We start from the raw sequence: 26,545 nt of genomic DNA on the forward strand, positions 1-26,545 counted from the left end.
TACTTCCTCCAGATCAGAATCGACGAACGATCGACACACCGCCTCGAGTCGAGCCCCCGAGCGTGGGTACGAGTGCCATCGCGCGGTTGCGTCGTCGATTGCGGACGACGTCAGCGATGAGCAGTGAGACTCCTGTGGCGACGGCAACACCGCCTGTCGCCACCGTCGCGATCCCCGGGGGCCTCACGGTGAATGCCTCCAGACCACCTGCCCCGTGTCGTACGGCGTCTGGTCGGGTGAGCAACTCCACACCAACCCCCACCGCCCCAGCGCCGAGTGCCATCGCTACAATCCCAATGTAGCCCGGCGCTCGAAGCGTCCTGACCCGATCGTGCGTTGGTGAGGGACGGCGGGTTGGCTCGGGTCGTGGCTTGGGTGGTGGTGGAGGTGGGGGGGGGTGTTCTACGGCTGTCGCTTGCTGCAACCGTACAACGCTCCCATCGATGTGTCGGTCGATGAGCTCGAGCAACTGCTCCACTGTACATTCGCAGTGCGCGGGAGCACTTGCCTTACCGATCGGCTCTCCGTCACGAATGGCCATCACCAAGACTTCGTAGTCATAGGTGGCGCCGGCGACGGAGATCGCGATCCATTGCTCGTATCCCTCGTTCATCGATGGCTGATCGAACACATCGGGATTCCGGGACCGGATCCAACCCTCGATGAGATCCGCATCTGCGATGGTCTCGTCGATCTCGATCCGGAGAATATCGGCGGTATCTCGAACGCTGGACTGCACCGCTGTCGGCGCCGGGAGATCGGTCTGGCCAGGAGAGGCCATCGCCGGCATGCCAGCGGTGAGCATCGACATCGCCACCAGAGTGGCCATGACGATGCCTCGGTGATGATTGAACGTTGGGAAGGCCATTGGGACTCTTCTCGTCGGCAGTCGAGCGCGGGTCGTCGCCCATGGGGTCAAGGGATGTGAGCACCCGCGTAGTCGGCCATACCATCGCCAGGGCGGGGGGTGCCCAGGATGTCTGTGGGAGGATCGCCTTCGTTCCACTCCGCGATGTTGTCGAAGACGGAGTCACCTGCCATGGTCAGGGTGAAGTCGGAATACGGGTTTGTGAACCAGTTTGACATGATCGAGTAGGGGCCAACGTTCGCGTTTCCTGCTCGGTCGAACTCCAGGGCGTTGTTGTTCAGAACTGCGCCTGCGCACTCGTCGTGGCTATCATCGTCATTCGTATCGTGCACGATTGAGTCTTTCACACTAACCGAAGGATTGTACGGAAACGCGGAGCACTGCAGCGCATGTGTGCCGTCACCACCATCTAGCCCGCTTCCCGCGATGAGCGTGCTATAGGACACCTCCACGACCGTGCCAACATCATTGACCTCGAGCGCCTCCACATTCGCTAGGACTCCGCCCACAAAACAATTCCGCACGGTTGCCTTGGCTCCTTCCTCCACCAAGATCCCGCCGCCAAAATTGTTCACGATCCGGTTCCGATCCGCCCACAACCACGCAGCGAGACCCCGAACCTGCACCGCCGGCTCTCCTCCGTTCCCCGAGATCGACAACCCATCCATGATAATCGTACCGTCGGTCACCAGCAGTCGAGGCTCCCCTCCAAAAAGCACGGTCAAGTTCGGCAGATCTCCCGGACTGGCCAGGATGCCCAGCACCTGCCCTTCATCGATCACCAGCGGCTCTGCATAGGTCCCCTTGTGCACGATGATCGTCCCCCGCGCGACCGCACCAAAGCTCGCGACCGCACTCGCGATGGACCCGAACGTCTGCCCAGGCCCCACATGCACCACCGAATCCATCGACAAGCAAACCCCCTCGAACATGCTGCACGCTGCCTCACCGCACTCCTCGTGCGCACTGCACAAGATCACGCACGTATTGGTACCCGGGTCGCAGACCTCGACGCCCTCGCTGCATGCCCCAAGGTCATCCTCCGTACACTCCACGCAGCTGCCACCCAGGCACACGGGCTCGTCTCGCCCTGCGCACGCCTGGGGGTCTCCTTCGTCACAAGGAACGCACTGGCCATCGACGCAACTCGGCGCATCGGCTGGACACGGCTCGCACTCGACCGGCCCCGACTCGGCCGACCCGACCTCGTCTCCAGACGCGGACAACACCCCGACGGTCCCTCCGTCATCGAGGCTCGCATCTCCCGAACCGCTCGCACTCGCTTCACCGTTCGTGCCAGGCCCACCGCTCGATGCCCAACCTGGCTCCCCCACCCAGCGACACTCGTCCGAGGGCATCTCGTCCATGCACCCACTGCGGTCGGGAAAGCAGAGATTGCAGTACGGCCCGTCTCCCCGCTCCGTGCACGTGATGTCCCCGTTGAGGTTCCCACAATGCTCGGGCAGCTTGATCGTACAGCTGACCCCAAGGCCAATGCCCGAGCCGAGGCCCGCGAGCATGCCGATCGTACGAATCAGTCGTCTCGCCTGCATCGACGTCATCTTCAGAATCTCCGAGCAACTGCCACGCTCGCGCCCCGAAGCCCGAGGCTCGGCGCGACGGTCAAGCTGGCCCTGCGCCGAGGAGCGAGCTTCGCGGCGAGCAGCCCGACCCCAGTGATCACCCCCACACCCCCGACCACCGCCAGCGAAATTCCGACCGGCACCGTGGTGAGCAACGTGAATCCTCCTCGCTCACCTCGCACCTCATCCGGTCGTACCGCCAACGGAATCCCCGCCGCCAACATCCCGACCCCGAGCACCGCCGTCCCAATCCCCGCGTACCCCATCGCACCAAGCGTGCGGCCGCGGTTTCGCTCGGCCTCCGCGGCCTCGAGTCGCGCCCGCTCCTCCTTGTCCAGCGCCGCTCTCTCTGCTTCCGCTGCCCGCTCCGCCTCCGCCTCCGCCTCCGCCTCCGCCTCCGCCACCTTCGCCAGCCGCTCAGCCCCTTCGCCGATCGCCACGCCGACCTTCTCGAGCATCTCGTCGCTGCCGCACTCACACGTGATCGAAGCCATCTGCTCCACGAGCAACCGCTTGTTCCGAACCAGCGCGACGTGAACCTCGTAGTCGTACGGGCCACCTCGCACTGCCACGTGGATCAAGTCCCCGGCCTCGAGCGCCCGCCCCCGCTCGCGGAACACCTTCTGCGCCCGCTCCTCGATCCACCCGCGGAGCTGCCCGGCCTCCGGCACGGTCTCCTCGACCCAGATGGCCAGACCCGCCACGGCCGACCGCTGACCATCCATTGGAGGCTCGAACGCCTCCAGTTCCACCGCCTCCGGCGCGACAACGCCGACACGCAACACGCCTGCCACCAGGACCTCGGCCGATCCACCCAAAGCCTCGCCACCGAGCGCCCCCCGCGCCCTCGCCTCCCCGGGCATCCCCACGAAGATCACCGCCCCCGCGAAGAGAGCCCCACCCGACCGCAAGCTCCGTCCGCTCATTGCACCTTGCTCCTGCAAATCCCCACCATCTTCTCCGTCTGCCGATCGCTCGCGCCCTTGCCGGCCTTCACACACGCCTCGAACCGCCCGTCCTCGAGCAGCGCCATCACGTGCATGCTGCGTCGATCCACTTGCTTGGCCGAGGGCCAGCACTTCTTGTCTGCGGCGAGTCGAGCCAGCTCGGCCCACTTGCGCTTGCCGAGCGCCGCATCGGCATCGGCACGAACGCGCGCACACTTCTCCGTCTCATGCGACGGCACCTTCGGCGCAGCTGGCCCTGGCTTCCCGGATGCAGGCGGAGGAACGACATCCTCGTCGAGCACGATCTCACCGAGATCCTCTTCCGCAGCCTCGTCGACCGCGACGGGCTCGGTCTCGGTCTCGGAGCCCGTCACCCCGACCATCGCGTCCGTCTCGCCATCGTCGCTCGCTCCCCGCTCCAACCCCTCCCCCGCAGCCTCCGTCGACTCACCGACCCCCTCACTCACAACCATCCCCCCCGGAACGGGCACCGTGGCACCGCCCCCGAGCTCCACCCCCTCGAGCTCCGCCTCCGCCTCCGCGGCCGCGTCCTCCGTGCCGACCTCCCGCACCTCCTTCGCCCCCGCCTGCGAGGAGAGCACCGTCAGCGTCCCCCCCACCGAGGCGGCGCCCACCAAGATCACCAACACCCCAACGACGAACAACATCCGCAACGAGACCCCCTGGCCCTCACCCACCACGGGTACTTGCGGCGAGATCTCGCTCCCCGTATCCGCCACGCGATCGAGCGGTCCGGTCCCCGCGTTGGTCGATTGCCAGCTCGGCCACATTCGACCGGAAGGATTGGTGTCGACACCAAGCCCCGGCGGAGGGTACGTGCCATCCATGCCCCGATCTGGAGCCGACATCGGCGCAGCCATCGGCACGGGATGAGGCGCGGCCACCGAAGGCTCCACTACCGTCGGCGCGCCCGCCATGGATGCGAAAGCCGGCGGAGGCGGAACCACGAACGACGACTCCACGGGCGCCCTCTCCACCGGAGGCACCACACACGCAGGCTCGAGCGGCAAGCCCGAACCCCTCGCCACCGTCGCTGCCGCCGATCCCCACGTCAGCGAACCAGGCCTCGCACCACCGCCATCCCCCGTCCCCCGCGTCGTCTCCACCACCGTCTTCGCGCCACCGCCATCCCCCGCCCCCCGCGTCGTCTCCACCACCGTCTTCTTGACGCCGCCTGCCCCCGCCGTCCCCGGAGTCACCATCTGCGTGCGCTCGGCATCCGCCCCCGCTCGCCCCGCGAGCACGGCCGTCTTCTCCTTCGCGCCCGCCCTCACCGGCGGCACCACCCCCTTGCCCGCCGCCGCCTTCTTCTCCTCGACCAACGCCCGCAGATCCTGATCCGTCCCCCACAGCCTCGTCCTGCGCTGCCCTCTCTCGGCCGCATCCTCGGGAATCCCCTCCAGCGCCCGCTCGACCGCCGCCATCGACGGATAGCGATCCTTGGCATCCTTGGCGATCATCCTCAGCACCACCGACTCCACGGCAGCCGGGATCTCGGGCACGAGGCTTCGCAGCGGCTCGGGCGGATCATTGAGGTGCCGCGTGATCACGTGGATCGCATTGATCCCCGTGAACGGCACCTCTCCGGTCAGCATCTCGTAGGCCATGATCCCCAGCGAGTACATGTCCGAGCGAGCATCGAGCTGCTCCCCCCGCGCCTGCTCGGGGGCCATGTAGCTCGCGGTGCCGAACACCTCGCCGGTCCCGGTCAGGCCCTTGCCCTGCGCATCGGCGTGCTGGTCGCTGCCCACCTTGGCGATCCCGAAGTCGAGCAGCTTGACCCGATCGCCGTCCTCGCCGTCGTCGCCCCTGGTGAGGAAGCAGTTCCCGGGCTTGATGTCGCGGTGGATGATCTCCTTGAGGTGCGCCGCATGCAGGGCGCTGGCGGCCTGCAGCAAGATCCCACGCGTGCGCGACCACGGCAGCACGCCATGCTGCTTGAGCTCGAACCCCACGTCGTGCCCGTCGAGGTACTCCATCACGAAGTACACCGAGTCGTCGGGCGTCTCGCCGAAGTCCTTGATCTCCACCACGTTGCGGTGGCGAATCTTCGAAGCCGCCCGCGCCTCCTGGAGGAAGCGCTCGCGAAAGCGCTGCTCGTAGGCGTAGCGCGGGTGCAGCACCTTCACCGCGACGCGGTGGTCGAGCGCCATGTGCATGGCATCGTACACGTAGCCCATGCCGCCCCGACCGAGCAGGCCCGTGATTCGGTAACGCCGATCGAGGATCGATCCGGTCAAGTCCACCGCAAACGCCATGCTCCGATCATCATGGATCACTGCAACCGCGAACGGAACTGCCTGGATCACGAATTCATGTCACTCGAGGGCCAAAGTCGCAACAATTCTTCGATCCCCAAAGTGCCACACCACCGCCGATCGGGCCAAGTCGACACGATCGTGACACTTCCACCCCACGACCCAAGTGTGTCACTCGCCGAACACCACGAAGCACTCGCGCATGACCCATGACCCCCACGACCGACCGATCCACCGCACCGCACCGCCACGACCACGGCTCACGGCTCACCCCCTTCACCACGCTCGAGCGCACCCCAGCGACCCGAGCGAGCACCACCCCCACCCGCACCACCGTCCCCTCCCGCTCCCTCCCGGTGGACCATCCTGCACGACGACGCTCCTCACCTCCCCCAGCGCAGCACCGTCACTCACTCACCCCACGAACCACGACCCCAGAGCACGCACCGCCCACACCGCGATCGCCCCACCCGCCCCCTCGAGGCCGCACGCAACCCCTCGCCACCCCTGCCCTCGCTCGTCCCGGCACCCCCGTGCTATCGTGCGCGCTTGCCATGGTCACGAGCGCCATCGTCATCCTCGGCGTGCTGCTGACGCTGGTGCTGCCGATCTACCCCCAGGGGTTCGAGCCCTCGATCGGGCTGTTCCTGGTGCTGGCGGGCCTCGGAGGGATGATGGGGCTGATGCGCCGGGCGGCCCGCCGGGAGCTGATGGTGCTGTCGCCGTGGGTGGTCGCGCTGATGCTGGCGATGCTCGTGGGCGGCATGCGACAGGGCGAGTCGCGGCAGGCGCTGGAGGACTGCCTGCCCTACCTGCTGTTCATGATCGGCTTGGTGGCGGGGCGCGGCGCGGCACGACCACGGACGATCCTGGTGGCGGTGCTCGTGGCATGCCTGGGCGACAGCCTGGTCTCGCTCTACAAGATGCCGAGCTTCGAACCCGGCATTCGCTCGACCTACAACTACTTCAAGATCACGGCGGGCCTGCCGCTGGTGGGCGTGTTCGCCTCGACCCTGCTGCGCCACACCGATTCGAATGGACGGTCGCCCTCGCTGGCGACCCGCCCCGGACACCTGGTGGCCTACGGGCTGATGCTGGTCGCGCTGTTCGCCTCGGTGAGCCGCGGCATGATGCTGGGCTACGTGATTGGCCTGCTGTTCACCGCCTACATCCGCCGCCCGTCGCAGGTGCTGATGGCCTCGCTGGTGGTCAGCGTGGGGCTGCTGGCGTTCTCGTCGGTGTTCCTGGAGCTGGGCGAGAAGTACCTGCGCCTGCGCTCCTCGGGCACCATCGAGGGCCGCGTCGACGAGATCGAGTCGGCCTGGGCCACGTTCTTGCAGTACCCGCTGCTCGGCGCGGGCCTGGGCGCCACGTTCGTGGTCGACGGCGCCCACAAGGCCTACGTGCACAACATGGCCGCGTATCACCTGTGGAAGTTCGGGCTCGTCGGCTCGGGCATCCTCGCCATGCCGCTGTTCGTGATCGGCCGGCAGCTCTCGGCCTCGGGCCGCGACGAGCGAGCCATCGCGATCGGGGGCGGGCTCTCGGTCATCGCCTACCTGATCACCTGCGCCGCCTACAAGACCTATTATCTGGTGTGGATCCTCGGGGTGGTGGTCGGCGCCACCATCTCCTGGCTGACGGCGTGGCGTACCATGCAAGCGCCCCAAGCCCCCGTGTCGTGAGTCCCTCATGCAAGAGCTCGTGGTCATCATCCTCACCCTCGACGAAGAGCCGAACCTCGAGGCGGCGCTGGCCTCGGTGGGCACCAAGGCTCCGGTGCTGGTGCTCGACTCCGGCTCGAGCGACCGCACGCAAGAGCTCGCCCGCGAGGGCGGAGCCGAGCTGCACGTGCGCAAGTTCGACGACTACGCCACGCAGCGCAACCACGCGCTCGACCTGGTGCGCGACCGCTTTCGCTGGGTGCTGTTCCTCGATGCCGACGAGCGCATGACCCCCGAGCTGTGGGCGGAGATCGAGCAAGTGCTGCCGCGCGACGACGTGGACGGGGTCTACATCGGCTGGGTGTTCGAGGTGCTGGGCCGCGACCTCCACCACGGGAGCTTCGGCATCGCGAGCAACCTGCGGCTGATGCGAGCCGAGAAGGCGCGCTTTGGCCGGGCCACGCACGAGCGGGTGGACGATCGGGAGATGCGGGTGATCCGGCTGCGGCACAAGATCCGCCACGCCGACGCGAAGCCGCTGGCCGAGTGGTTTCGCAAGCACATCCGCTATGCACAGTGGGAGGCCAAGCACTACGTGGACGGCACCGACGAGGCACGCGGCCTCGAGGGCTTCAGCCTGCGCACCAAGGCCGGCCGCACGGTGGGCCTGCGCTGGGCCTACAACAAGCTGCCGCTGTTCGTGCGCCCATTCCTGCACCTGGGCCGCACGGTGGTCCTCCACGGTGCCTGGCGCGACGGCGTGCCGGGACTGATGTACGCAGGCATGCAGTCGCTGTGGTACCCGATGATGACCGACCTGTTCATCCTGGAGGAGAAACGACGCCGACGCCGACGCCGACGAGACGAGGACTGACGCAACCCGGCGAGCGTCCGCGCCGTGCTCACCCGTCGTCCCGTTGCAGGTCGTCGACGCAGATGGGATGCGAGACGCCGCTGACCTCGGCGCAGCGGCAGCCGGGAGTGTCGTCGTCGCATGGTCGCACGCAGCGGGAGTCGGCGTCGGGCTGGCCGATGCACTGGGCGCCCAGCGAGCAGTCGAGGCCGCCGGTGCACACGCCTCCGGGCACCACCGGACCGTCGAGCGCACAGCGCTGATAGGGGCCGTCGTCGCCGGCGAAGCGGCGGCAGCTCATGGCCTCGGGGCACGCCTCGCCGTCGGTCGTGGCCCCGATCTCGCACGGGCAGCCATCGCCGACGAGACAGCGATGCCACTGCCGACGCAGGGCGAACGTGCGTCGCATGAGCTTGGCCTGCTCGGCCGAGAAGCCACGGCGACACTCCGGGTAGTAGCCCATGACGTTGCCGGGATCGGGCTGGCTGCCATCGGCGCACACGAGCGCGCACTCGGGACCGACGAGGCAGGTCTCGGGACCGGGATCGGGCGGAGTGTCGCAAAGACCATCACCGTCGAGCACGCAAGCCTCCATGCACATGCGACCGCCGGCCTCGGAATCGACCGGAATCACCTCCTGGGGGTGATCGGCGTGCGTATGACACAGGCCCATGAAGTGCCCCAGCTCGTGCGCGAGCGTGGTGTCCCAGCGCTCCTTGGCGACCGCGACCAGCCCGTGCCCCGACTGCGGGCCGGCGATGCGCCGCTGACCGCCGCAGCTCCCGTTGGGCACGGTGGACAAGCCGGGGCGCGGCACGCCGTCGACGAAGATGCGATCGGTGAGCACGACGGGCACGTAGAACTCGTCGCGGTGCTCGCTGATGGTGCGGCTGCGCACGATGGCGGAGAGATCGTTGCCGTCGAGCTCGAGCCACGAGGGCTCGGCCACGCGGATCACGTCGACCGCACGCACCTCGAGCCCGAAGTCGTCGTCGCGCGAGAACCAGTGATGGAGACGTGCGAGCTCGGCCTGCACCTCCTCGAAGGCGTAGCTGCCCTGGCCGTCCTCGTCGACGATGACGAAGACCACCAGGTCGAGCGGCGGGCACTGCCCCGACTCGTCGACGAAGCCGTCGGCGTCATCGTCGAGGCCGTTGCAGATCTCGTCGCGCCGCGTGTCGTCGGGGCAGCCGCAGGGATCGTCGCAGCCATCGGGCATCACGGGAGGCCTTGGCTGGAGGCACGCGGCGGCGCCCCCGTGGGGCGAGCGCCCGCAGATCGCCCCGCGCGAGCGGCAGTCGAGGCGCTGGCGCTCGCCCTCGACGCACGCGACCAGCTCGTTGCCATCGCACCGCGGGGGCTCGAAGGCGGGCACACAGGCGTGCTCGGAGGGCGGCTTGCACACGGGCCCTTCCTCGGTGGTCACGCAGCGCTGGCCCCGAGCGCCGCAGTCCACCGAGAACGGACGCCCGCCCGCGCAGCCCACCGCCACGTCCTCGTCGCAGCGCCCGAGGATCGGCACGTCGCCGCATCCGGGCGGCCCGGGCTCGCACGCACCGGCGCGGCAGGGTGCCGCACCGCACTCCTGCGCGACCTCATTGGGCACTCCGCAGCCGTCGACCCACCACGCGTCGCCATCGATGCAGCGGCGCTCGGCCCGGGGCATGCAGCCGGGCGCGGGCTCGACCACCGGACGCGGCCGCCACACGCGAGGCGCGGGGGATGGCTCGGGTGCTCGAGCCGTCGTGGGCTCGGAGATGGGTGCAGGTCGCTCGGCCCGCTCGCGCGAAGGCAGGCCGAGCATCCACCAGCCCAGCGCGCCCGCCACCAGCAGCACCAACAGCGGACGCCAGAGCCAACCCCACAGCCCACGCACCACGCGACGTAGACGAGAGGGCGGTGCGGGTGGTGAGGTCACCGGCCCGAAGCGTAACAGGCGAGCCCGGTGGAGCGTTGCGAGCGGCCGGATCCAACGGGAACCGAAGGCCCGTGCTCGCTCAGGCCGGCCCCGGCTCGCACGAGCCGTCGAACAGATCGAGATCCGCGTCGTAGTAGTGCACGCGGACCTCTTGGACCCCGGGCTCGACCGCCTGCACCCAGGTCACCTCGTAGGTGAGCACGTCGCAGCCCGAGTAGTTGATCGTCACCTCGGAGAAGTACGAGGGCGCCATGCCACCGTTGTAGTCGCCGCACAGGTCGTACAGACCCCAGTAGTCCTCGATCTCCTCGACGAGGCCCGGGGGCACCGCGTCTTCCCAGTCGTCGCCGCTGCCCAGCGTCTCCGACCAGGAGCCTTCCTGGCCGCAGCTCGGCGCGATGTAGCCGAACAGCTCGGCACAGTCGTACAGCTTCGCGATGCTCGCCGGGCCGACGAAGTAGATCGAGTCCAGCGTCGCCTCGGAGTCGATGACCTGGTCGTCCGCGGTTCCGTAGAGCTCGTCGGGACCGGTGCGGAAGTCGTCGATGTACCGTGCGGTGTCGCTGCGAAGCGCACAGTCGAAGTCGAGCACGTCCTGGGTGCTGACCTCGTGGTCGCCGAGGAACGCCACCAGACCGTCCTCCGCCGCGGAGCGGAACCGCATGGAGCTCGACGGCTCGACGTCGCAGCCGATGACGAGGATGAACGACGCCAGAATCAGGGTGTTGCGCAGCATGATCGTACCTCGAGGCCGCGTCGCGTATAGCATGCAGGGCAGGTCGAGAGCGCCCACCTCGAACGGCCCCAGCCACCACCGAAGTGGGAGATCCCACTGTCAACCGCCGTCCGCAGCACGAGCCTAGCAGAGCACCCCGGTCGGCCCACCCATGCCCCCCTTCCGGGGGGCAACCTCGCTCTTTGCTCGCCTACCGCTGGCCGCGGGGGGCCATGACTAGATCGGAACCCCGCCGACCAGGACGATGTTGTCGACCCAGGCCCGATCGGAGCCCGCGACGATGCTGCCGTCCTTTTGGTACCGCCACTGGAGCGTATGCGCGCCCGCAGCGACCGGATAGCTGGCCATGCCGCTGGTCACGCCCGACCACTGCGCCCCCACGACCTGCACGCCGTCGACGTAGAAGCGCAGGTAGTCGCAGCAAGCCTCGCTGCTGATGCTGTAGGCGAAGTCGATGGTGCCGGCAACCGCCATGTTGACGTTCACGTTCATCTGCGACTGCTGGCTGTGACCGATCACGCCGCTGTGCGCCGAGAACCCGCCGGCGATCGGCATCATGTTGTCGACCACCCAGTTGGCGTTGCCACCCCCGGTGAACTGGGCCGGCATCACGCCGCCCTCGAAGTCCTGGATGTACTGCCCGCCGCTGCAGTTGCTGAAGTTGAAGCTGCAGTTGGCGAGGTTGCAGGCGAGGTTGCCGGCGTCGAAGCCGAGGCTCACGCAGGTCTCGCCGCCAAAGTCGATGCCGTCGCAATTCTCGGGCCCCTGCTGGATGCCGTCGCCGCAGATCGAGCACTCGCTGAGGTCGTAGAGGCAGTCGGCCCCGCAGGTGATGTCGCCGGCCTCGTACCCGAGCGACTCGCAGGTGACCCCCTCCTGGACCTCGCCCTCGCAATCCTCGGCGATGTCGACCACCTCGTTGCCGCAGATGAAGCAGCCGAGCAGGTTGTAGTCGTCGCAGGTCAGCAGGCACCCGAGCTGGCCGCCCTGATAGCCCAGCGACTGACAGGTCTCGCCATTGACCTGGGAGAGGTCGCAGACCTCGTCGCCCTCGATCTGGTTGTTGCCACACACCGACACCTCACCGCCGCTCTCTCCGGTATCGGCCACGGGGCCGGTGGACGAGCTTCCCTCACCGGTCGTGGTCGAGCTTCCGGACGACTCTTCACCGGTGGTGGTGGTGTCGTCGGGCCCGGTGGTGGTCATGGGCAGGGTGGTCGCGGTGGTCGAGCCCCCCGTGCTCATCTCCGTGTCGTTGTTGGCCGTGTCGAGGGTGGTCGCCGTGTCATCGGCAGCGGGACACGCAGCCAGAGCCAGCGGGAAGGACGATGCGATCAGGAAACGCCAAGCCAGTCGATGCACGCGCGCATTATAGCGCAGGGAAGGATCGCGAGGGAACGGCTTCGGCCATCGCGTGAGCTGGCTCGGCCCGCGCAGCTGCGCCGTCGCGGAGCTCCCTCGCACGCCCAACCAGGCTCCTGGCGCCAATGCATGATGACGGCCGCGAGGCTGCGGTAGCGTCCCGGTGATGGCGCTGCCCGACCCCATCCGCCTGCGGCCCCCTGCGCCCTTCGACGTCACGCTGAGCCCGCCAGGCTCCAAGAGCCTGAGCAACCGAGCCCTGTTGCTCGCGGCGCTGGCCGAGGGCACGTCGACCCTCCGCAACCTCCTCGAGGCCGACGACACTCGACACATGCGGGCCTGCCTGGCCACGCTGGGGGTCGAGCTGCTCGATTTTCCGGATGCGGACGGCACGCTCGCGGTCGAGGGCCTCGCGGGTCCGCTGCGCTCCACCGTCCAATCGGCACCGGGCCTTCCGCCCACGCTCCACGTGGGCACCGCAGGCACCGTGGCTCGCTTGCTGGGTGCCGTGGTGGCGGCCAGCCCGGTGCACGCGATCATCGACGGCACGCCGCGCATGAGGGAACGCCCCATGGCCCAGCTGCTCGACGCGCTGCGCGACCAAGGGGCGCGGCTCACCACCCGGGGCGAGCCCGGGTGCCTGCCGGTCGAGGTCGGCCCCGACGGACCTCGGCTCCGCGGGGGGACGATCACCCTCGCTCGACCAGCCAGCTCGCAGATCGTCAGCGGCCTGGTGATCGCGGCCCTCCTCGCGGCCGCCCCCACGCGGATCGTGCTCGAGCAGGGCACCCCGGCCCGCCCGTATGTCGACATGACCCTCGCCACCGTGCAGGCGTTCGGTGGCCATGCACGCTGGCTCGACGCGCGCACCCTGGAGATCGAGCCCTCGTCGCTGCGCGCCATCGACACCACCATCGAGCCCGACGCCTCGGCGGCCAGCTATCCGCTGGCGCTCGCGGCCCTGTACGGCGGCCACTGCACGATCGCCGGGCTCGGCCACGACAGCCTGCAGGGCGACGTGGCCTTCGCTCCCGCCGTGCTCGCGCCGATGGGCGCAGCGGTCGACCAGGCGGCCCACCAGACCTCCGTCCGCGGAGCGGGCCCGCTTCGAGGCGGGGACTTCGACCTCGGCGAAATGCCGGACATGACCCTCACGCTCGCGGCGCTGGCCATCCACGCCCGAGGGCCCACCCGGATCCGCGGCGTGGCGATCCTGCGCCACCACGAGAGCGATCGCCTGGCCGCAGCCGCCACGGAGCTGCGCAAGCTGGGGGCCACCGTCCACGAGCATCCCGACGGCCTGGACATCCACCCACCCTCGGGGGGACCCAGAGCCGGGGTGACCGTGGACACCTACGAGGACCACCGCATGGCCATGGCCTTCGCCCTGGTGGGGGACGTGGGCGTGCGGGACCCGGGCTGCGTGGCCAAAACATGGCCGGAGTACTTCTCGGTGCTCGAAAGGCTCGGTATGGTCGTGAGCAGCGCCCGATGAAGCCGGGAGACACCATCACGGTGATGGCCAAGACGCTCTCCCGTCACGGGGACGGCGTCGCACACCATGGAGACTACGAGATCCACGTCGGCGGGCTCCTGCCCGGCGAGACCGGTGACGTCGAGCTCGACTACGTGAGCAAGCAGCGGCCGCGCGCCCACGGGAACGCGGTACGCCGACGCAACACCCACCCCGGTCGCCGCGCCGCGCCCTGCTCTCACCATGGCCGCTGCAACGGCTGCCCGCTGATGGAGATGGATCTCTCCAGCCAGCACGAGCTCAAGCGCCAGGAGCTCGCACGCGAGTACGATCTGGAGATCGACCGGCTGGTGGTGCTCGAGGAGGGCGACGGCCTGCACTACCGCTGGTCGGCCAAGCGCGTGGTCGATGGTGAAGCGGGAGCCCTGGTGCTGGGCAGCTACATGCGGGGCACCCACAACGTGGCCGACATGAGCGGCTGCCTCGTCGACCATCCCGACATCGTCCGCTGTGCCCAGGAGCTGGTCGAGCAGGCCAACGCGATGCGCGTCGAGCCCTACGACGAGCTGGGCGAGCACGGCGACCTCCGCTACGTGTGGTTCAAGACCGACGGGCGCGGCCAGGTGCTGCTCACCCTCATCACGTCCGAGCCGACCTCCCCCAGCGTGCGTGCGCTGGCCGAGCGCCTCACGGTGCCGGCCGGGGTCGCCTGGGGCGTCAACTCCACCCGGGGCAACGACCTGCGCGGGACCTCGCTGCGCCCCATACGGGGCAGCCAGAGCCTCACCCTCGACATCGCCGGGGTCGAGTTCCACTGCGGCCCGCTGGGATTCCTGCAGCCCAACCCCACCGCGATTGCGATGGCCTATCACGACCTGGTGCACGTGCCCGCAGGAGGCGTGCCCCACGGTCGCGTGGCGCTGGACCTCTATGCCGGAGCCGGGGTCACCACCGCGTTGCTGCGCGAGCGCTTCGCCCAGGTGTTGCCCTGCGAGTCGTACCCCGAGAGCGCACGCCAGCTCGGGATCGAGCCGCAGCTGGTCGAGGAGTTCCTGGCGCGGATCCTCGGCAACCCGCGCGGGCCCGCTCGGCATCCGGATCTGGTGGTGGCCAACCCACCCCGCGGAGGGCTGGGTCCCACCGTGTGCAGCCAGCTGAACCAGCTGCACGGTTCCCGACTGCACCTGATGAGCTGCAACCCACGCTCGCTTCGCGACGATCTCAACCGGCTCACCGGCCCCGACGGCGCCTACCGCCTGATCCGCACGCGCGCGTTCGATACGCTGCCCCAAACCGCGCACATCGAGCTGGTGGCGTGGCTCGTGGGCAAGTAGGACGGCCGCCTCGGAGGGCCTGGTCAGGGCGCGCATGGGGCGGCCGCACGCGCCGCCCCGGTGGTAGTGTCTACCAATGACCCTTGCCCTTCGCCGCCCTCGCCATCCGCTCGCTCACCCGATCTGCGCCCGGGGCCTCGCGCTCGGCCTGGGCGGCGGGGCGCTCGTGCTGTCGGCGTGCTTCGATCCCGGCGTCCCCGTCGACACCGAGCTCGCTGAGGGCAGCGGCACCACCTCGCAGGAGCAGACGGCGACCAGCCCCGGCACGGAGACCAGCACCACCGCCACCACGCCGACCACCGGGCCCGACACCGACGATCCTCCGACCACCGATCCCGACACGACCGCGGGCCCGGCCGATTGCGAGGGCGACGGGCCCGACCCGGCGTGCGATGCCGCCACGCCCTACTGCGTCGACGGCACCTGCGTCGACTGCACGGGCCTGCCCGACGGTGCGTGCATGGCCCTCGACCCCACGGCCCCGGTGTGCGACGCCGAGGTCGGCGTGTGCAGCGGCTGCACCGAGCACGAGCAGTGCTCCACCGGGGCCTGTCGCTACACCACGGGCGAGTGCTTCGCCCAGAGCAACCGCCTCTGGGTCGACAACACCTTCGGTGGCTGCGCCGGGGGCACGGGCAGCGAGGCCAACCCGTTCTGCACCGTGGTCGAGGCCATGGAGGTGCTCAATGGACAGGCGGGCAGCGAGCCGTGGGCGATCTTCGTGGCCGGCAGCCCCAACCCCTACGAGGGCACCGTCGATCCCGACAACAACCGCCCGGTGGCGATCATCGGGCCCTCGGCGGGCCTGGCCGCCACGCTCGACGGCGTTGCGGGCTTCACCATCGACCACTGGGCGCAGTCGCCCGAGACCTACCTCGCTCGCCTCACCATCGATCGTGGCTTCAGCGGCACCGCGATCCGCTGCAACACCGGGCAAGTGTTCGCGACCGACACCAACTTCGTGGGCGGCGACACGGCCGCGGACGTGACCGGCTGCTCGCTGCGCCTGCGGCGATCGGTGGTGAGCACCGGGGGCCTGGGGGTGATGGTCACCGGCGCGGGCGAGCTGCTCACCGACCAGACCACCTTCGAGAACAGCAGCGGGGGCATCGTCATCGACGGTGGCAGCGCGGTGCTGCGGCGCAGCGTCGTACGCAACCACTACGTGGCGGGTGGCATCGAGGTGATCAACGGCGGCGAGCTGCAGCTGGTCAACTCGATGGTCTACTACAACCAGTACAACAACGACGGGGTCCATGTGGCCAACGGCGGCACAGTCGACGTGGTGCACTCCACCATCATCGGCACGTTCAGCTGCGGCGGCATGGCAGGGCCCACCTCGATCCGCAATTCGATCGTGCTGCACCAGCCGTTCGAGGCCGGCTTGGACTGTACCAGCACCTCGGTCCACACCTCGGTCGTCAACACGGGTCTGGGCCAGGGCATGGGCAACGTGCAGGCCGACGCGATGGACCTGGGGACGATCTTCGTCAACCCCGTGACCGGCATGGACGCCGACTGGCACGTGCTGCCCGGCTCGATCCCCGAGGGGGTGGCGGTGCATCAGCCGGGAGATCCGGTGGTCGACTTCGACGGCGAGCCGCGGCCGGAGATGGCGGGCGCCAACGACTACGCGGGCGCCGACGTGCCGTAGGCCCGCTCGGCTGGCGATCAATTCAGCTCGGGCGCCGTCCCGGCCAGCACCTGGAATTGCCCCCCGGCCTGCACCCGCTCGTCCTCGCTGGTCCCCGACGGCAAGGGCCCCGGCCACACCACGACCTGCGCGCTCGCCACGTACTGCCCTCGCGAGTGCACCCAGGTATCCCGCTCGGCCACCCAGGCCAGCACGGCCTTGCGGGCCACCTCGGTCACCTCGCGGTCATCGGCCGGATCGCCGTTGGACATGCCCTTGCCCCGCTCGAAACCGACCACCATGGGCCGGTTCGGGTCGGCGTCGCGGTTGGCCTCGCGACGCGCCTCCATCTCCTGGCGCATCCGCTCCTGCTCGCCGGCCATCATCTTGCGGATGGCCTGGGCGCTGCGCTCGTCCTGCTCGACCTGAGCCGCGCGCTCCTCCTCGTCGAGCGGGCGCATGGCCTCCCGCAGCCGAATTTCGTCGCCGGGAGGGATGGCTCCATGGCGAGCGGGCCCCAGCACCTCCGTGAAGCGCGGGCGCTCGCGTAGCCAATTCTCGGCATCGCCAACCGACTCGAACGAGGCTACTCGGGCCTCTCCGGTGCGGACATCGCGGATCTTGAGCTCGATGGCCATGGTCCTCCAGTGAACCCTCACGATACCATCTTGGGACGCTCTGGGAGAGGCCGGGCACGTGCAAGAGCTGCGGCCCCTCTAGTACCTTTTCGACTGGTGCCGAGCCGATGATCGACCTCTATACCGCTTCGACACCCAACGGCTGGAAGGCCTCCATCGCGCTCGAGGAGCTCGCGCTGCCCTACACGGTGCACCGGGTGGATCTCAAGGCAGGAGAGCAGAAGCAGCCCCCGTTCCTCGCGATCAACCCCAACGGTCGGATTCCCGCCATCGTGGACCGCGACCAGGACGACCTGGCCGTGTTCGAGTCGGGCGCGGTCCTGATGTACCTGGCGGAGAAGGCCGGGGCGTTGCTGTCGACCGAGGTCGCCGCCCGCTCGCGCGCCATCCAGTGGCTGATGTTCCAGATGGGCGGTCTGGGTCCGATGATGGGCCAAGCCAACGTCTTCCATCGCTACGCGCCCGAGCGGATCCCCTACGCGACTCAGCGCTACCAGCGAGAGGCTCGGCGCCTGCTCGAGGTGCTCGACGGCCAGCTCGGCCGCTCCGAGTACCTCGCGGGGGAGTACTCCATCGCCGACATCGCCAACTGGTGCTGGGCGAGCACGTACGAGTGGTCGGGAATCACGATCGACGGCCTTCCCCACCTCGCCCGCTGGCTCGAGGTCGTTGGCCAGCGACCCGCGGTCCAGCGGGGGCGCGAGATCCCCGGCAAGCTCGCCCCCACGCAGGCCGAGGCCGAGACCATCGGTCGCTCGCTGCTGGTCTAGCCCGGCTCGATCGAGCCGAGCTCCGCGATCGGGGCCGCCGAGGCGGTTCGCCGTTGCCGCCGCGCGACCGTGCAACGTGTGAGAATTGCGTCGTGCACGTGCTGCGCGGGCCCTGGCGCCCCCTGCAACGCCGTCCCCGCGTCGTCGCGGACTTGCTCGGCTCACCCCGCTGGGGTAAGCCCCCGCACACAGAGGTCTGCGCCGCTGTCCGACGAGCTCACCAGTCTCGGCGACGAGCCACCCCGGTTCCTGAAGCTCGGCCTGGAGATGCCGCTGGTGCGTCGCGTGGTGCGGCTGGGCGTGTGGGTGGTGCTGGCGATGGTCACCCAGTACCTGGTCAACGTGGCCGACAACGCCATGGTCGGCCGCCTGCAAGGCGACGAGGCCACCGCCTCTCAGGCGGCGCTCGGCGTGGCGATGCCGTTCTTCTGGGCGTTCGGCGGATTCTTTGCGGCCGTGGGTGCGGGCACCCAGGCGATCACGGGTCGCCGCTACGCCGAGGCCGACTACAAGGGCGCAGGCGCGGTGCTGTTCAATGCGCTGTGCATCGCGGTGATCGCCGGCTTGGTGGGCACCACGCTGGGGTGGCTCGCGTGCCCCAAGGGCGTGGGCTACCTGGCCGAGGGCGGCGGGCAGCAAGAGGCGCTGGCGATCGAGTACGCGCAGATCCGCATGCTGGGCGTGGCCGGCATGGTCGTGACCTTCGCCTACAAGGCGTTCTTCGACGGGGTCGGCCGCACCTACGTGCACCTGTGGGCCGCCGTTGCGATGAACGTGTTCAACGTCGTCCTGAACTACTTCTTCATCTACGGCAACGATGCGCTGGGGATCCCCAAGATGGCGCTGGCCGGCGCTGGCTATGCCTCGGTGATCAGCACCTACCTGGGCCTGCTCATCATCGCCTTGGTGGCGCACCGCAAGCACTACCGCACCAAGTACGTGTTCTACCGCCTGCATCACTTCGACCCCGGAGTGATGTGGCGGATCGTCAAGCTCATGGTGCCCTCGGGCGCGGCCACGGTGGTGCTGATGGCCGGCTTCGCCCTGTTCATGCGCTTCGTGGGGGTCATCGACACCGAGGCGGGCACGGGCAACGTGTATGGCGCCGCCACCAAGGCGATCATGGACATCGCCGGGGTGTGCTTCATGCCGCTCATCGCGTTCGGCACCGCGACTGCCACCTGCGTGAGCCAGAGCCTCGGCGCGGGCAAGCCCAACCTCGCCGCCCGCTACGGCTGGGAGGCCTCGCGGGTCGGGGTGCTGGCGATGATCGTCATCGGCTTGCTGTTCCTGGCCATTCCCGAGCCGATCATCGCCGTCGTCTCGCCCAACGACCCCAGCGTGGCCGCGGCCGGGGCGAACTCGCTGCGCATCATCACCATCGGGCTGCCGCTGATGGCCATCGGCCTGGTGCTCTCGCAGGCCCTGTTCGGGGCGGGCGCCAACGTGTTCGTGGCGGTGGCCGAGCTCATGCTCCACTTTGGCCTGTTCGTGCCTGGCGCCTGGCTCCTGGGCCCCACCCTCGGCTACGGCATGGAGGGGGTGTGGGCGGCCGCCACCCTCTACATCTGCGCGCTGGGCATCGTGATGGGCGCCAAGTTCCTTGGGCACGGGTGGCGCAAGATCAAGCTCTAGCCACGGTCGGGCGGAGCCCGCCGCCAAGGCCCTGCGCCGCCGCCAAGGGCCGCCGCCAAGGGCCGCCGCCAAGGATGGTTTCGCCCAAGACTGGCCAGCGACCACCCCGATCGGCCTATGATTGGGACATGCGACCCCGTGGGCTTCCATTCGCGACGATGTGCATGACGCTGGCCGTGGGCCTGCCGGCCACGGCAAGGGCGGAGGGGTCGGCCCTCGCGCTCACGGAGCTGCGGAGCACGGCGCAGCCCGTCCAGACCCCCACCGCCGAGCCGACGCCCGAGGCCACGCCCGAACCCACCGTGGTCGAGCCTCCGCAGCCCACGTCGTCCAAGGCCCCCGCCTCGACCATGCAGCCCACGTCGTCCAAGGCTCCCGCCTCGACGGCCCCCGTGCCCGAGGAGACCGAGCCGGTCCCCGACGAGGCGGTCGAGCCCGTGCCCGAGGACGACGAGGACGTGAGCCTCGAGGACGATCGCAAGCTGAGCGGAGCGGGCTCGGCCTTCCATCGTCACGCCATCGGGGCGCACGGCGGCATCGTGGTCATTCCCACGTGGATCCTGTCGAACTGGCTGGCGACCCACACCAACGCGCTGTGCCGCGGGTCGACGATCGGCGCGTTCGCGGCCGATCGCGGCCTCGCCCAGCAAGACGGCTGCAACTTCTACGTGGGCGCCGACTATGCCTATCGGTTCTCGCGCGTGCTCGACGTGGCCGCTTCGGTGCAGTACCAGCGCGCCAAGGTGCCCGATGGCCTGTGGCTCGACAAGGCGCGCTACGACGGCGGCGCGGGCAACATCGAGTCCGCCGACTACACCGAGATCGAGCTGGGCCTCATCGCCATGGAGGTCGACTTCATCGCGCGCGCCCCCGTGGTGATCACCCCCAACGTGGAGTTCGACATCGGCGGCGGCGGTGGCCTGGGTCTGGGCATCTTGTTCGGCGGCGTGTACCAGACCCCGCTGGGCACCGCGCCCGAGGGCTTCTCCAACGGCATGGCGACCCCGGGGACCTGTCAGACGCTCGAGGATCTCGCCGACCTCACCCGCTGCACCCCGCGCTGGGACGCGGCCAACGACGGCGACATGACCCCGCCCGACCAGAGCCAGCTGAGCAACCCCAACCCCGGGCTGTTCGCCAACTGCACCGCCACGGAGTGCGACGAGAACGACCTGGAGGCGTTCGGCTACCGCCAGAAGCAGGGTGGGATCCCGCCGGTGATCCCGGTGGTGAACCTGATCCTCAGCGCACGCATCATCATCAAGGACGCGGTCGGCATCACCCTCAACGGTGGCTTCAACACCGGCTTCTACTTCGGCGGCGGGCTGCAGGTGTTCTTCGGCAAGTCCGAGGAGGACGAGATGCGCAAGAAGCCCGTCGACGAGGAGGCCCGGCGCCGCAAGAACCGACGCGTGGGACGGATCTGACGCGGATTTTGGGCTCGGGCTTCGAGCACGTCAGGTCATCCCGACCTCCCGCGCGCCGCGATCGCCGAAGAAGCGCTCGAGGTCGAGGCCGGCGAGCTCGCTGGTCGCGTCCACGGTCACCAGCACGCGACCGTGCTCGACCCTCTGGGCGAGGGTCACGACCTCGGGCTTGGGCTCCACGTGCCCGAACAGCGCTGCGAACAGGAACCCCAGCATGCCCCCCATCAACAGCCCGATGCCAGCGCCATAGCCGCTGCCGGTGACCAGGATGCCAACCACCGCCCCCACGGCGGCAGCGGCCGCTCCGCCCGTGAGCCCGAGTCGACGCGACCGAAGAGCCGGCGCAGGAAGATCGGCGGGCTCCACGTGCCCCTCGTGCAGTGCGAGATCGACGACCTCCTCGGGCACGCCGTGCTCGAGCAGCGCATCGATGGCCCGCTGGGCCGTGTCGTGGTCGTCGAAGACGGCGTAGACGAGCCGCTCCATGTCGCCGGTCTGCACCCTGCTGCGGCGGTGTCGAGCGACGATCGCCGGGATATCGCCGTCGCGGGTTGCCGGCGAGGGATGACGGGGGCGGAGCGGCCGAGACCGACTCGTGGACCGCTCCGCCAAGCTGCGTCACGGGATCGCGCAGACGCCCACGTCCTCGTGGCCGAGCGGGGCCATCCCCGCCGCAAAGAACGGCACGCACTCCTCGGTGACGGCGGGGCACGGGTCACCGGGCGCGGTCACGTCACAGAAGGGAGTGCAGCAGCCGGGGGAGCCGCCCAGGCAGCCCTCGACCGCAGCGGGGTCGATGCACATCAGGCCCGGATCGCACACGTTGATGAAGGCACAGGCGTCGCCATCGAACCCGCCCGCGCCCGAGGCATCCGGCGCGCACGTGAACGAATCCACGACCGGGTAGCAGGCCTGGCCGGGGGCGCAGTCCTGAACCAGGGGATCGCAGCCCGGCAGACACAGGGTGAGCACGCCGCTGTTGGCGATCACGCAGGAGGTACCGGCCGGCGCACAGTTGGGTGCGGCGGGCGAGCCGGTGCACAGCGCCACGCACGTGCCCTCGTTGGTCGCGATGTCGACGTCCCAGCACATGGCCCCGAGCTCGCAGTTGTCGAGCCCCGAGGTGCCCGAGCCCACGACCTGACACACGGCGCCCACCGGCACGGGAGCCGGATCGACGGGAAAGCAGCCGTTGGCATCCCACGAGCCGCCGCCGCTGCTGTCCCATGCGTTGCACTTCTCGCCCACCGGGCAGTCCTGCAGCCAGGGGTCGCACGCCGCGCCGCCGCCCACGTCGAGCGGCTGGATGAAGACCACGCCCGTGGTCGCGCCGCCCGTGGTCCCCGAGGACTCCGAGCCGCCCGTGGTTCCCGAGGACTCCGAAGTCGAGGCGCCGGACGTGCTTCCCGAGCTCGTGCTTCCCGAGCTCGTGCTCTCCGAGCTCGTGCTTCCCGAGCTCGTGCCTCCCGAGCTCGTGCTTCCCGTGGAATCGCTCGGGCCCGTGGTCCCGCCGGTGGTCGTCTCGCTGCAGCCACCGGTTCCGCACGGTGGGTCGATCGTGGGATCGGTGGTGAGCGTGGTCGTGGGACTGGTCAGGCTCGTGACCGAGGTGGTGCTGCTACCCGAGCTACCGTCGGGATCGACGGGAGGCTCGTCGCCCGGACAACCGGCCAGCAGCATCAGCCCGAGACACGAGGGGAGCAGCGTGCGAAACGAAGGGAACGAGGGGGCAGGAAGCTCACGCATGCCGCGGAGGATGGCACGCGAGATCCGAACCGACGACCCGAAACCTGGAATCGACGGCCATCGAGGGACGGATTGCGTGCAAGAGCGCGCGATCTCGCTCGTCAGCCTCCGAGCTCGCCGCGCTCTCGCATCTTGTCGGTGGTCTCGCCCTGGAGCTTCTCGCCGGCCTTTGCCCCGGCGAGCGCAAAGGCATACCCCAGCACCACCGCGATCACGATCCCGAGCACGTTGATCTCGGCGCCCTCGCGGGTGAGCGCGTAGACCTGATTGAACCCGATCGCCACCGTGGCCGCGATCGCCGGCTCCTTGATGGTGTTGCCCGGGCTGAAGTACGCGACCAGCAGGCCGCCGCCGAAGAACGCCCCAAAGGCCACGATGAACACGAACGCGAGCGTGCCGCCCAGGGGCCCCAGCGCTCCCACGAGCGGAACTCCGAGGGGCTCGAGCAGGAACGCCGGCAAGAGCCAGCTCAGGCCGCCCTGCACCGCGGCGCCGATCATGATCCACTTGAGGGACAACGGGGGTTGCTCGCTCACACGACGGAGGGTACCGAACTACGAGCCGCCCGTCTGCCGAGCCCGGTGACCCATTCCTGCCAGCCCACCGAAATCGACGTTACCTCCGGTCAGGGCCGATGGAAGGCCGTGGCCAGCCACACCCCGATCACGGCGCAGGAGCGTCGAGCTCGCGCAAGGCGTGGAGCGAGCCGGCGCGGGTGCCCAGGTAGAGGTCACCGAGCAGCAGCGCCATCGAGACGAATTGGTCGCCGTCGGGCAGGGCCTCGAGCTCCGCGACGTGCTCCCACGAGGTCGCGTCGCCCGCGAGCGCAGCGGTGCGGTACACGCCGGTGGTGCCGTCGGTCGCCCGCATCAGCACCAGCAGCCGCTCGGGGCCGCCATCGGCGTCGAGCTGGGGCGCCCACGCCACCAGCTCGAGCCCATCGCCCGCGGGCCAGGGCTGGTCGGGCACGAACGCCTGGCCCTCGATGCGGTAGGTCCCCTGGTGGCTGCCCCGCCCGGGGTTGCTCGAGAACGCCGCGATCACCATCGCGTCGCGCAGCACGATCGGCACCAGCGCACCGTCCGGAGGATCGGCCAGCGGCTCGAGCGAGCCTCGATCACGCTCGCGCCGCAGCCACGCGAGCGGCTCGCCCGGATCGGGGTGCTCGCGGCCGCTCACGAACAGCAGCTGCTCCGTGGCTCCCACGAAGTAGAAGCGCGAGAACCGATCGGGCGCCGACTCGCGCCGCAGGATCTCGGTCCAGTGCTCGCCGTGGTCGTGGGACTCGAGCAGCAGCGCGGGCCGACCGTTGAGCGAGCCGGTGGTGGCGTAGATCGCCTCGCCCTGCACCGCCACGTCGTAGACGTGAACGGCCCCCTCGATCGGCGGCATCACCTGCCACGAGCTCTGCCCACAGTCGAGCCGGTAGACCCCTCCCGATTCCTCGTGTCCATCGGGATCGACGGCGGGGCTGTAGAGCGTGCCGTGCCCCGACCGAAACCACAGCACCTCCTCGGTCGGCAGCGTGCCCAGCGAGACGAACGCCTGCTGCCCCGGGTCCCACGCGGTCATCGCGATGGGCCCCGTGTTGTCCGTGTAGTCGCCGTAGCCCAGGTGCAGGCGGCCATCGAAGGCGAACACCGTGCCGAGGATCCGACCGTGCGCGGTGGGCTGCTGCGCGAGCCCGGGGATCTCGTTGCGCGTTGCCACCCGCTCCAGCTGCTGGGCGCCCGGGCCCGGGCCCGTGGGGATCGAGATCGGCGCGCAACGCTCCATGTCGGGGATCGGGACGTCTTCCGAGTCCGACTCGCCACCGGTCCCGTCCTCGCCTGCGCCCCCGCACGCGAGCGCGAGCCCGACCATGGGGGAGAAAACGAGCCCGGACCTCCGCGGGGGACGAGCCTGCTGCACCGATCCTTCGTACCATGGTCGGGGTGCCCATGACGGCTCCAACGCAGCACGCGAGCGAGCAGTGGCTCGGCTCGGCCCTCGCGGGGACTCCTTCGTGGGTGCTGGCGGCGATCCTCGCCGCGGCCGCGAGCTGTGGCCAGGACGATCCCGCGCCGACGATCGTCGATCCGGGGCCGGCCCAGAGCGCCGACGAGCTGCTCTCGCTCACCCGGCTGTCGCGCTTCGACCTGCGCATCGACGAGGCCTCGTGGGCCGCGCTCGAGGCCGCTCCCAAGGAGTGGACGCCCGGTACCTTCGAGTACGAGGGCGAGGTCTTCTCCAACGTGGGCATTCGTCTCAAGGGCAACCACTCGTTTCGCGAGCTGTCCGACAAGCCCTCGTTCAAGCTCGAATTCGACGAGTACGTCCAGGGCGCCCGCTTCCTGGGGCTCGAGGGCCTGACCCTGAACAACATGGTGGTCGACTCTTCGATGCTGCGCGAGTGGATCGGCTACCGGGTGTTCCGCGAGCTCGACGTGCCCGCGCCACGGATCGGCTACGCGCAGGTGTTCGTCAACGACGAGGAGTACGGCCTCTACCTCGTGCTCGAGCCCTACGACGACCCGTTCCTCGCGCGCGTGTACGACGATCCCAGCGGCAACCTCTACGAGTCCGACCGCAGCGCCGATCTCGATCACGACGTGAACGACTGGGATCAAGACGAGGGCTCCGACCACACCCGCGCCGACCTGCTCGCGTTCTCCGAGCTCGCCCAGCTGCCCGGCAACGCCGTGTTCTACGGCGACGACACCACCGACGGGGTGGTCGACATGCCCCGCTTCCTCGCCTTCATGGCGGGCGAGACCATCGTGGGCCAGTTCGACGGCCACGTGGGCGGGCACAACTTCTTCGTCTACCACGAGCCTCGAGCCGACCAGTGGAGCTACCTGCCGTGGAGCCTCGACCAGGCGCTGGCGCGGCGGGTCACCCCCTACGAGCACGAGGGCTACCTCGGCTACAAGTGCCTGCACGACCAGCGCTGCCTCGTCGACTACGTGCTGGCCTTTCGAGACGCGCTGCCCCGGGTGCGGGAGCTCGACCTCGAGGCGGAGATCGACCAGGCGATCGCGCTCACCGACGAGGCCATGCGCTCCGACCCGCGCAAGCCCTACTCGGAGTCGTCGGTCGAGTCGGCACGCGGCAGCGCCAGGGAGTACATCCTGACCAGCGCCGACCTGCTCGAGCCCCAGCTCGAGTGCCTGGTGGACGGGCAGGAGCCCGATCGCGACGGCGACGGCTTCGGGCCGTGCTTCCAGGACTGCAACGAGGACGACCCCTCGGTCCACTTCGGCGCCACCGAGCTGTGCAACGGGATCGACGACGACTGCTCCGGCTTCGCCGACGACTCCCCCGATTGCGAGTGCCCTTCGATCGAGAGCGAGGGGCGCACCTTCTACCTGTGCCACAACCGCATCTCCTGGCTCGAGGCCCGCAGCTACTGCGAGGCACAGGGACGCACGCTCGCGCGGTTCGAGAGCCTCGAGCAGACGGCGCAGGTGTGGGCCGCGGCCGCGGAGATCGACGGCGGGCGCTGGGCCATCGGGCTCAACGACCGCGAGACCGAAGAGGACTATCGGTGGCTCGACGGCACGGCGCCTGGGTTCGACGCGTGGGCCGAGGGCCAGCCCGCCCACGTGCTCGACTGGTTCGACTGCGTGTTCCTGCGCAACGGAGCCTGGTCCGAGTGCAACTGCATCGAGAAGGGCTCGTTCATCTGTAGCGAGTAGC

21 protein-coding genes are annotated in these 26,545 nt (G+C 69.4%); 9 read left to right on the forward strand and 12 right to left on the reverse strand.

The genetic code is table 11. From position 1 onward, the window contains the following. Nucleotides 1–13: 13 nt before the first annotated feature. The 4 genes from OEB96_RS45115 to OEB96_RS45130 form a co-directional block, all read right to left on the reverse strand. On the reverse strand, nt 14–868 hold the full coding sequence (locus tag OEB96_RS45115) for a hypothetical protein (RefSeq protein ID WP_266223200.1): 855 nt from the start codon (nt 866–868) through the stop codon (nt 14–16). 47 nt (nt 869–915) lie between these two features. Then, on the reverse strand, nt 916–1,800 hold the full coding sequence (locus tag OEB96_RS45120; protein WP_266223201.1) for a right-handed parallel beta-helix repeat-containing protein: 885 nt from the start codon (nt 1,798–1,800) through the stop codon (nt 916–918). Nucleotides 1,801–2,432: 632 nt separating this feature from the next. Next, nucleotides 2,433–3,314: a hypothetical protein gene (locus tag OEB96_RS45125; protein WP_266223202.1), complete on the reverse strand. Its 882-nt coding sequence runs from the start codon at nt 3,312–3,314 to the stop codon at nt 2,433–2,435. 59 nt (nt 3,315–3,373) lie between these two features. Beyond that, complete coding sequence (locus OEB96_RS45130; protein WP_266223203.1) at nt 3,374–5,677, reverse strand: serine/threonine-protein kinase; 2,304 nt, start codon at nt 5,675–5,677, stop codon at nt 3,374–3,376. A gap of 554 nt (nt 5,678–6,231) precedes the next feature. On the opposite strand from OEB96_RS45130, the gene OEB96_RS45135 reads away from it, so the two are divergent. Together OEB96_RS45135 and OEB96_RS45140 are read left to right on the forward strand one after the other, a co-directional pair. Beyond that, nucleotides 6,232–7,362 carry an O-antigen ligase family protein gene (locus OEB96_RS45135; RefSeq protein ID WP_266223204.1) on the forward strand — a complete coding sequence of 377 codons (1,131 nt, stop codon included), beginning with the start codon at nt 6,232–6,234 and terminating at the stop codon, nt 7,360–7,362. Nucleotides 7,363–7,369: 7 nt separating this feature from the next. Next, nucleotides 7,370–8,215 carry a glycosyltransferase family 2 protein gene (locus OEB96_RS45140; protein WP_266223205.1) on the forward strand — a complete coding sequence of 282 codons (846 nt, stop codon included), beginning with the start codon at nt 7,370–7,372 and terminating at the stop codon, nt 8,213–8,215. Between the two features lie 28 nt (nt 8,216–8,243). Here OEB96_RS45140 and OEB96_RS45145 read toward each other — a convergent pair whose 3' ends face one another. The 3 genes from OEB96_RS45145 to OEB96_RS45155 all read right to left on the reverse strand — a co-directional run bounded on the left by OEB96_RS45145 (nt 8,244) and on the right by OEB96_RS45155 (nt 12,210). Further along, nucleotides 8,244–10,112 carry a M43 family zinc metalloprotease gene (locus OEB96_RS45145; protein ID WP_266223206.1) on the reverse strand — a complete coding sequence of 623 codons (1,869 nt, stop codon included), beginning with the start codon at nt 10,110–10,112 and terminating at the stop codon, nt 8,244–8,246. A gap of 79 nt (nt 10,113–10,191) precedes the next feature. Continuing rightward, nucleotides 10,192–10,848, reverse strand: coding sequence for a hypothetical protein (locus OEB96_RS45150; RefSeq protein WP_266223207.1), 657 nt, complete (start codon nt 10,846–10,848; stop codon nt 10,192–10,194). Nucleotides 10,849–11,064: 216 nt separating this feature from the next. Further along, nucleotides 11,065–12,210 carry a hypothetical protein gene (locus OEB96_RS45155; protein ID WP_266223208.1) on the reverse strand — a complete coding sequence of 382 codons (1,146 nt, stop codon included), beginning with the start codon at nt 12,208–12,210 and terminating at the stop codon, nt 11,065–11,067. A gap of 166 nt (nt 12,211–12,376) precedes the next feature. Between OEB96_RS45155 and aroA the strand changes: the two genes are divergently transcribed. The 3 genes from aroA to OEB96_RS45170 all read left to right on the forward strand — a co-directional run bounded on the left by aroA (nt 12,377) and on the right by OEB96_RS45170 (nt 16,672). Continuing rightward, on the forward strand, nt 12,377–13,705 hold the full coding sequence (aroA, locus tag OEB96_RS45160) for a 3-phosphoshikimate 1-carboxyvinyltransferase (RefSeq protein WP_266223209.1): 1,329 nt from the start codon (nt 12,377–12,379) through the stop codon (nt 13,703–13,705). Then, entirely contained in the window at nt 13,702–15,018 is a 1,317-nt protein-coding gene (locus tag OEB96_RS45165) for a class I SAM-dependent RNA methyltransferase (protein WP_266223210.1), read from the forward strand. Before aroA ends, OEB96_RS45165 begins: the two co-directional genes overlap by 4 nt. A gap of 76 nt (nt 15,019–15,094) precedes the next feature. Further along, on the forward strand, nt 15,095–16,672 hold the full coding sequence (locus OEB96_RS45170; RefSeq protein ID WP_266223211.1) for a right-handed parallel beta-helix repeat-containing protein: 1,578 nt from the start codon (nt 15,095–15,097) through the stop codon (nt 16,670–16,672). A gap of 17 nt (nt 16,673–16,689) precedes the next feature. Here the strand turns inward: OEB96_RS45170 and OEB96_RS45175 are convergent, their stop codons facing one another. Continuing rightward, entirely contained in the window at nt 16,690–17,289 is a 600-nt protein-coding gene (locus tag OEB96_RS45175; protein ID WP_266223212.1) for a hypothetical protein, read from the reverse strand. A 107-nt stretch (nt 17,290–17,396) separates the two neighbouring features. On the opposite strand from OEB96_RS45175, the gene OEB96_RS45180 reads away from it, so the two are divergent. The 3 genes from OEB96_RS45180 (at nt 17,397) to OEB96_RS45190 (ending at nt 21,121) form a co-directional block, all read left to right on the forward strand. Beyond that, on the forward strand, nt 17,397–18,059 hold the full coding sequence (locus tag OEB96_RS45180) for a glutathione S-transferase family protein (protein WP_266223213.1): 663 nt from the start codon (nt 17,397–17,399) through the stop codon (nt 18,057–18,059). Between the two features lie 267 nt (nt 18,060–18,326). After that, complete coding sequence (locus tag OEB96_RS45185) at nt 18,327–19,694, forward strand: MATE family efflux transporter (protein WP_266223214.1); 1,368 nt, start codon at nt 18,327–18,329, stop codon at nt 19,692–19,694. A 128-nt stretch (nt 19,695–19,822) separates the two neighbouring features. Next, the gene (locus OEB96_RS45190; protein ID WP_266223215.1) at nt 19,823–21,121 is read left to right on the forward strand and encodes a hypothetical protein; all 1,299 of its coding nucleotides are present in this window, start codon (nt 19,823–19,825) and stop codon (nt 21,119–21,121) included. Nucleotides 21,122–21,151: 30 nt separating this feature from the next. Here OEB96_RS45190 and OEB96_RS45195 read toward each other — a convergent pair whose 3' ends face one another. The 4 genes from OEB96_RS45195 to OEB96_RS45210 form a co-directional block, all read right to left on the reverse strand. Further along, nucleotides 21,152–21,607 carry a hypothetical protein gene (locus OEB96_RS45195; protein ID WP_266223216.1) on the reverse strand — a complete coding sequence of 152 codons (456 nt, stop codon included), beginning with the start codon at nt 21,605–21,607 and terminating at the stop codon, nt 21,152–21,154. Nucleotides 21,608–21,739: 132 nt separating this feature from the next. After that, nucleotides 21,740–22,867, reverse strand: coding sequence for a hypothetical protein (locus tag OEB96_RS45200; protein WP_266223217.1), 1,128 nt, complete (start codon nt 22,865–22,867; stop codon nt 21,740–21,742). Between the two features lie 101 nt (nt 22,868–22,968). Further along, nucleotides 22,969–23,403 carry a hypothetical protein gene (locus OEB96_RS45205; protein ID WP_266223218.1) on the reverse strand — a complete coding sequence of 145 codons (435 nt, stop codon included), beginning with the start codon at nt 23,401–23,403 and terminating at the stop codon, nt 22,969–22,971. Nucleotides 23,404–23,530: 127 nt separating this feature from the next. After that, the gene (locus OEB96_RS45210; RefSeq protein ID WP_266223219.1) at nt 23,531–24,730 is read right to left on the reverse strand and encodes a beta propeller repeat protein; all 1,200 of its coding nucleotides are present in this window, start codon (nt 24,728–24,730) and stop codon (nt 23,531–23,533) included. Nucleotides 24,731–24,807: 77 nt separating this feature from the next. Between OEB96_RS45210 and OEB96_RS45215 the strand changes: the two genes are divergently transcribed. Beyond that, complete coding sequence (locus OEB96_RS45215; RefSeq protein ID WP_266223220.1) at nt 24,808–26,544, forward strand: CotH kinase family protein; 1,737 nt, start codon at nt 24,808–24,810, stop codon at nt 26,542–26,544. Nucleotide 26,545 lies beyond the last annotated feature (1 nt).

The organism is Paraliomyxa miuraensis (assembly GCF_026337845.1).
Classification (GTDB): Bacteria; Myxococcota_A; Polyangia; order Nannocystales; family Nannocystaceae; genus Paraliomyxa; species Paraliomyxa miuraensis.

Excerpts from the sequence above, each read along its gene's own strand:
- OEB96_RS45215 (WP_266223220.1), top strand. The coding sequence starts at position 24,808 with ATGACGGCTCCAACGCAGCACGCGAGCGAGCAGTGGCTCGGCTCGGCC.
- OEB96_RS45210 (WP_266223219.1), bottom strand. The coding sequence starts at position 24,730 with ATGGTCGGGCTCGCGCTCGCGTGCGGGGGCGCAGGCGAGGACGGGACC.
- OEB96_RS45140 (WP_266223205.1), top strand. The coding sequence starts at position 7,370 with ATGCAAGAGCTCGTGGTCATCATCCTCACCCTCGACGAAGAGCCGAAC.
- OEB96_RS45115 (WP_266223200.1), bottom strand. The coding sequence starts at position 868 with ATGGCCTTCCCAACGTTCAATCATCACCGAGGCATCGTCATGGCCACT.
- OEB96_RS45195 (WP_266223216.1), bottom strand. The coding sequence starts at position 21,607 with ATGGAGCGGCTCGTCTACGCCGTCTTCGACGACCACGACACGGCCCAG.
- OEB96_RS45125 (WP_266223202.1), bottom strand. The coding sequence starts at position 3,314 with ATGCCCGGGGAGGCGAGGGCGCGGGGGGCGCTCGGTGGCGAGGCTTTG.
- OEB96_RS45165 (WP_266223210.1), top strand. The coding sequence starts at position 13,702 with ATGAAGCCGGGAGACACCATCACGGTGATGGCCAAGACGCTCTCCCGT.
- OEB96_RS45135 (WP_266223204.1), top strand. The coding sequence starts at position 6,232 with ATGGTCACGAGCGCCATCGTCATCCTCGGCGTGCTGCTGACGCTGGTG.
- OEB96_RS45170 (WP_266223211.1), top strand. The coding sequence starts at position 15,095 with ATGACCCTTGCCCTTCGCCGCCCTCGCCATCCGCTCGCTCACCCGATC.
- aroA (WP_266223209.1), top strand. The coding sequence starts at position 12,377 with ATGGCGCTGCCCGACCCCATCCGCCTGCGGCCCCCTGCGCCCTTCGAC.
- OEB96_RS45190 (WP_266223215.1), top strand. The coding sequence starts at position 19,823 with ATGCGACCCCGTGGGCTTCCATTCGCGACGATGTGCATGACGCTGGCC.
- OEB96_RS45150 (WP_266223207.1), bottom strand. The coding sequence starts at position 10,848 with ATGCTGCGCAACACCCTGATTCTGGCGTCGTTCATCCTCGTCATCGGC.
- OEB96_RS45120 (WP_266223201.1), bottom strand. The coding sequence starts at position 1,800 with ATGTTCGAGGGGGTTTGCTTGTCGATGGATTCGGTGGTGCATGTGGGG.
- OEB96_RS45180 (WP_266223213.1), top strand. The coding sequence starts at position 17,397 with ATGATCGACCTCTATACCGCTTCGACACCCAACGGCTGGAAGGCCTCC.
- OEB96_RS45185 (WP_266223214.1), top strand. The coding sequence starts at position 18,327 with ATGCCGCTGGTGCGTCGCGTGGTGCGGCTGGGCGTGTGGGTGGTGCTG.
- OEB96_RS45130 (WP_266223203.1), bottom strand. The coding sequence starts at position 5,677 with ATGGCGTTTGCGGTGGACTTGACCGGATCGATCCTCGATCGGCGTTAC.
- OEB96_RS45200 (WP_266223217.1), bottom strand. The coding sequence starts at position 22,867 with ATGCGTGAGCTTCCTGCCCCCTCGTTCCCTTCGTTTCGCACGCTGCTC.
- OEB96_RS45175 (WP_266223212.1), bottom strand. The coding sequence starts at position 17,289 with ATGGCCATCGAGCTCAAGATCCGCGATGTCCGCACCGGAGAGGCCCGA.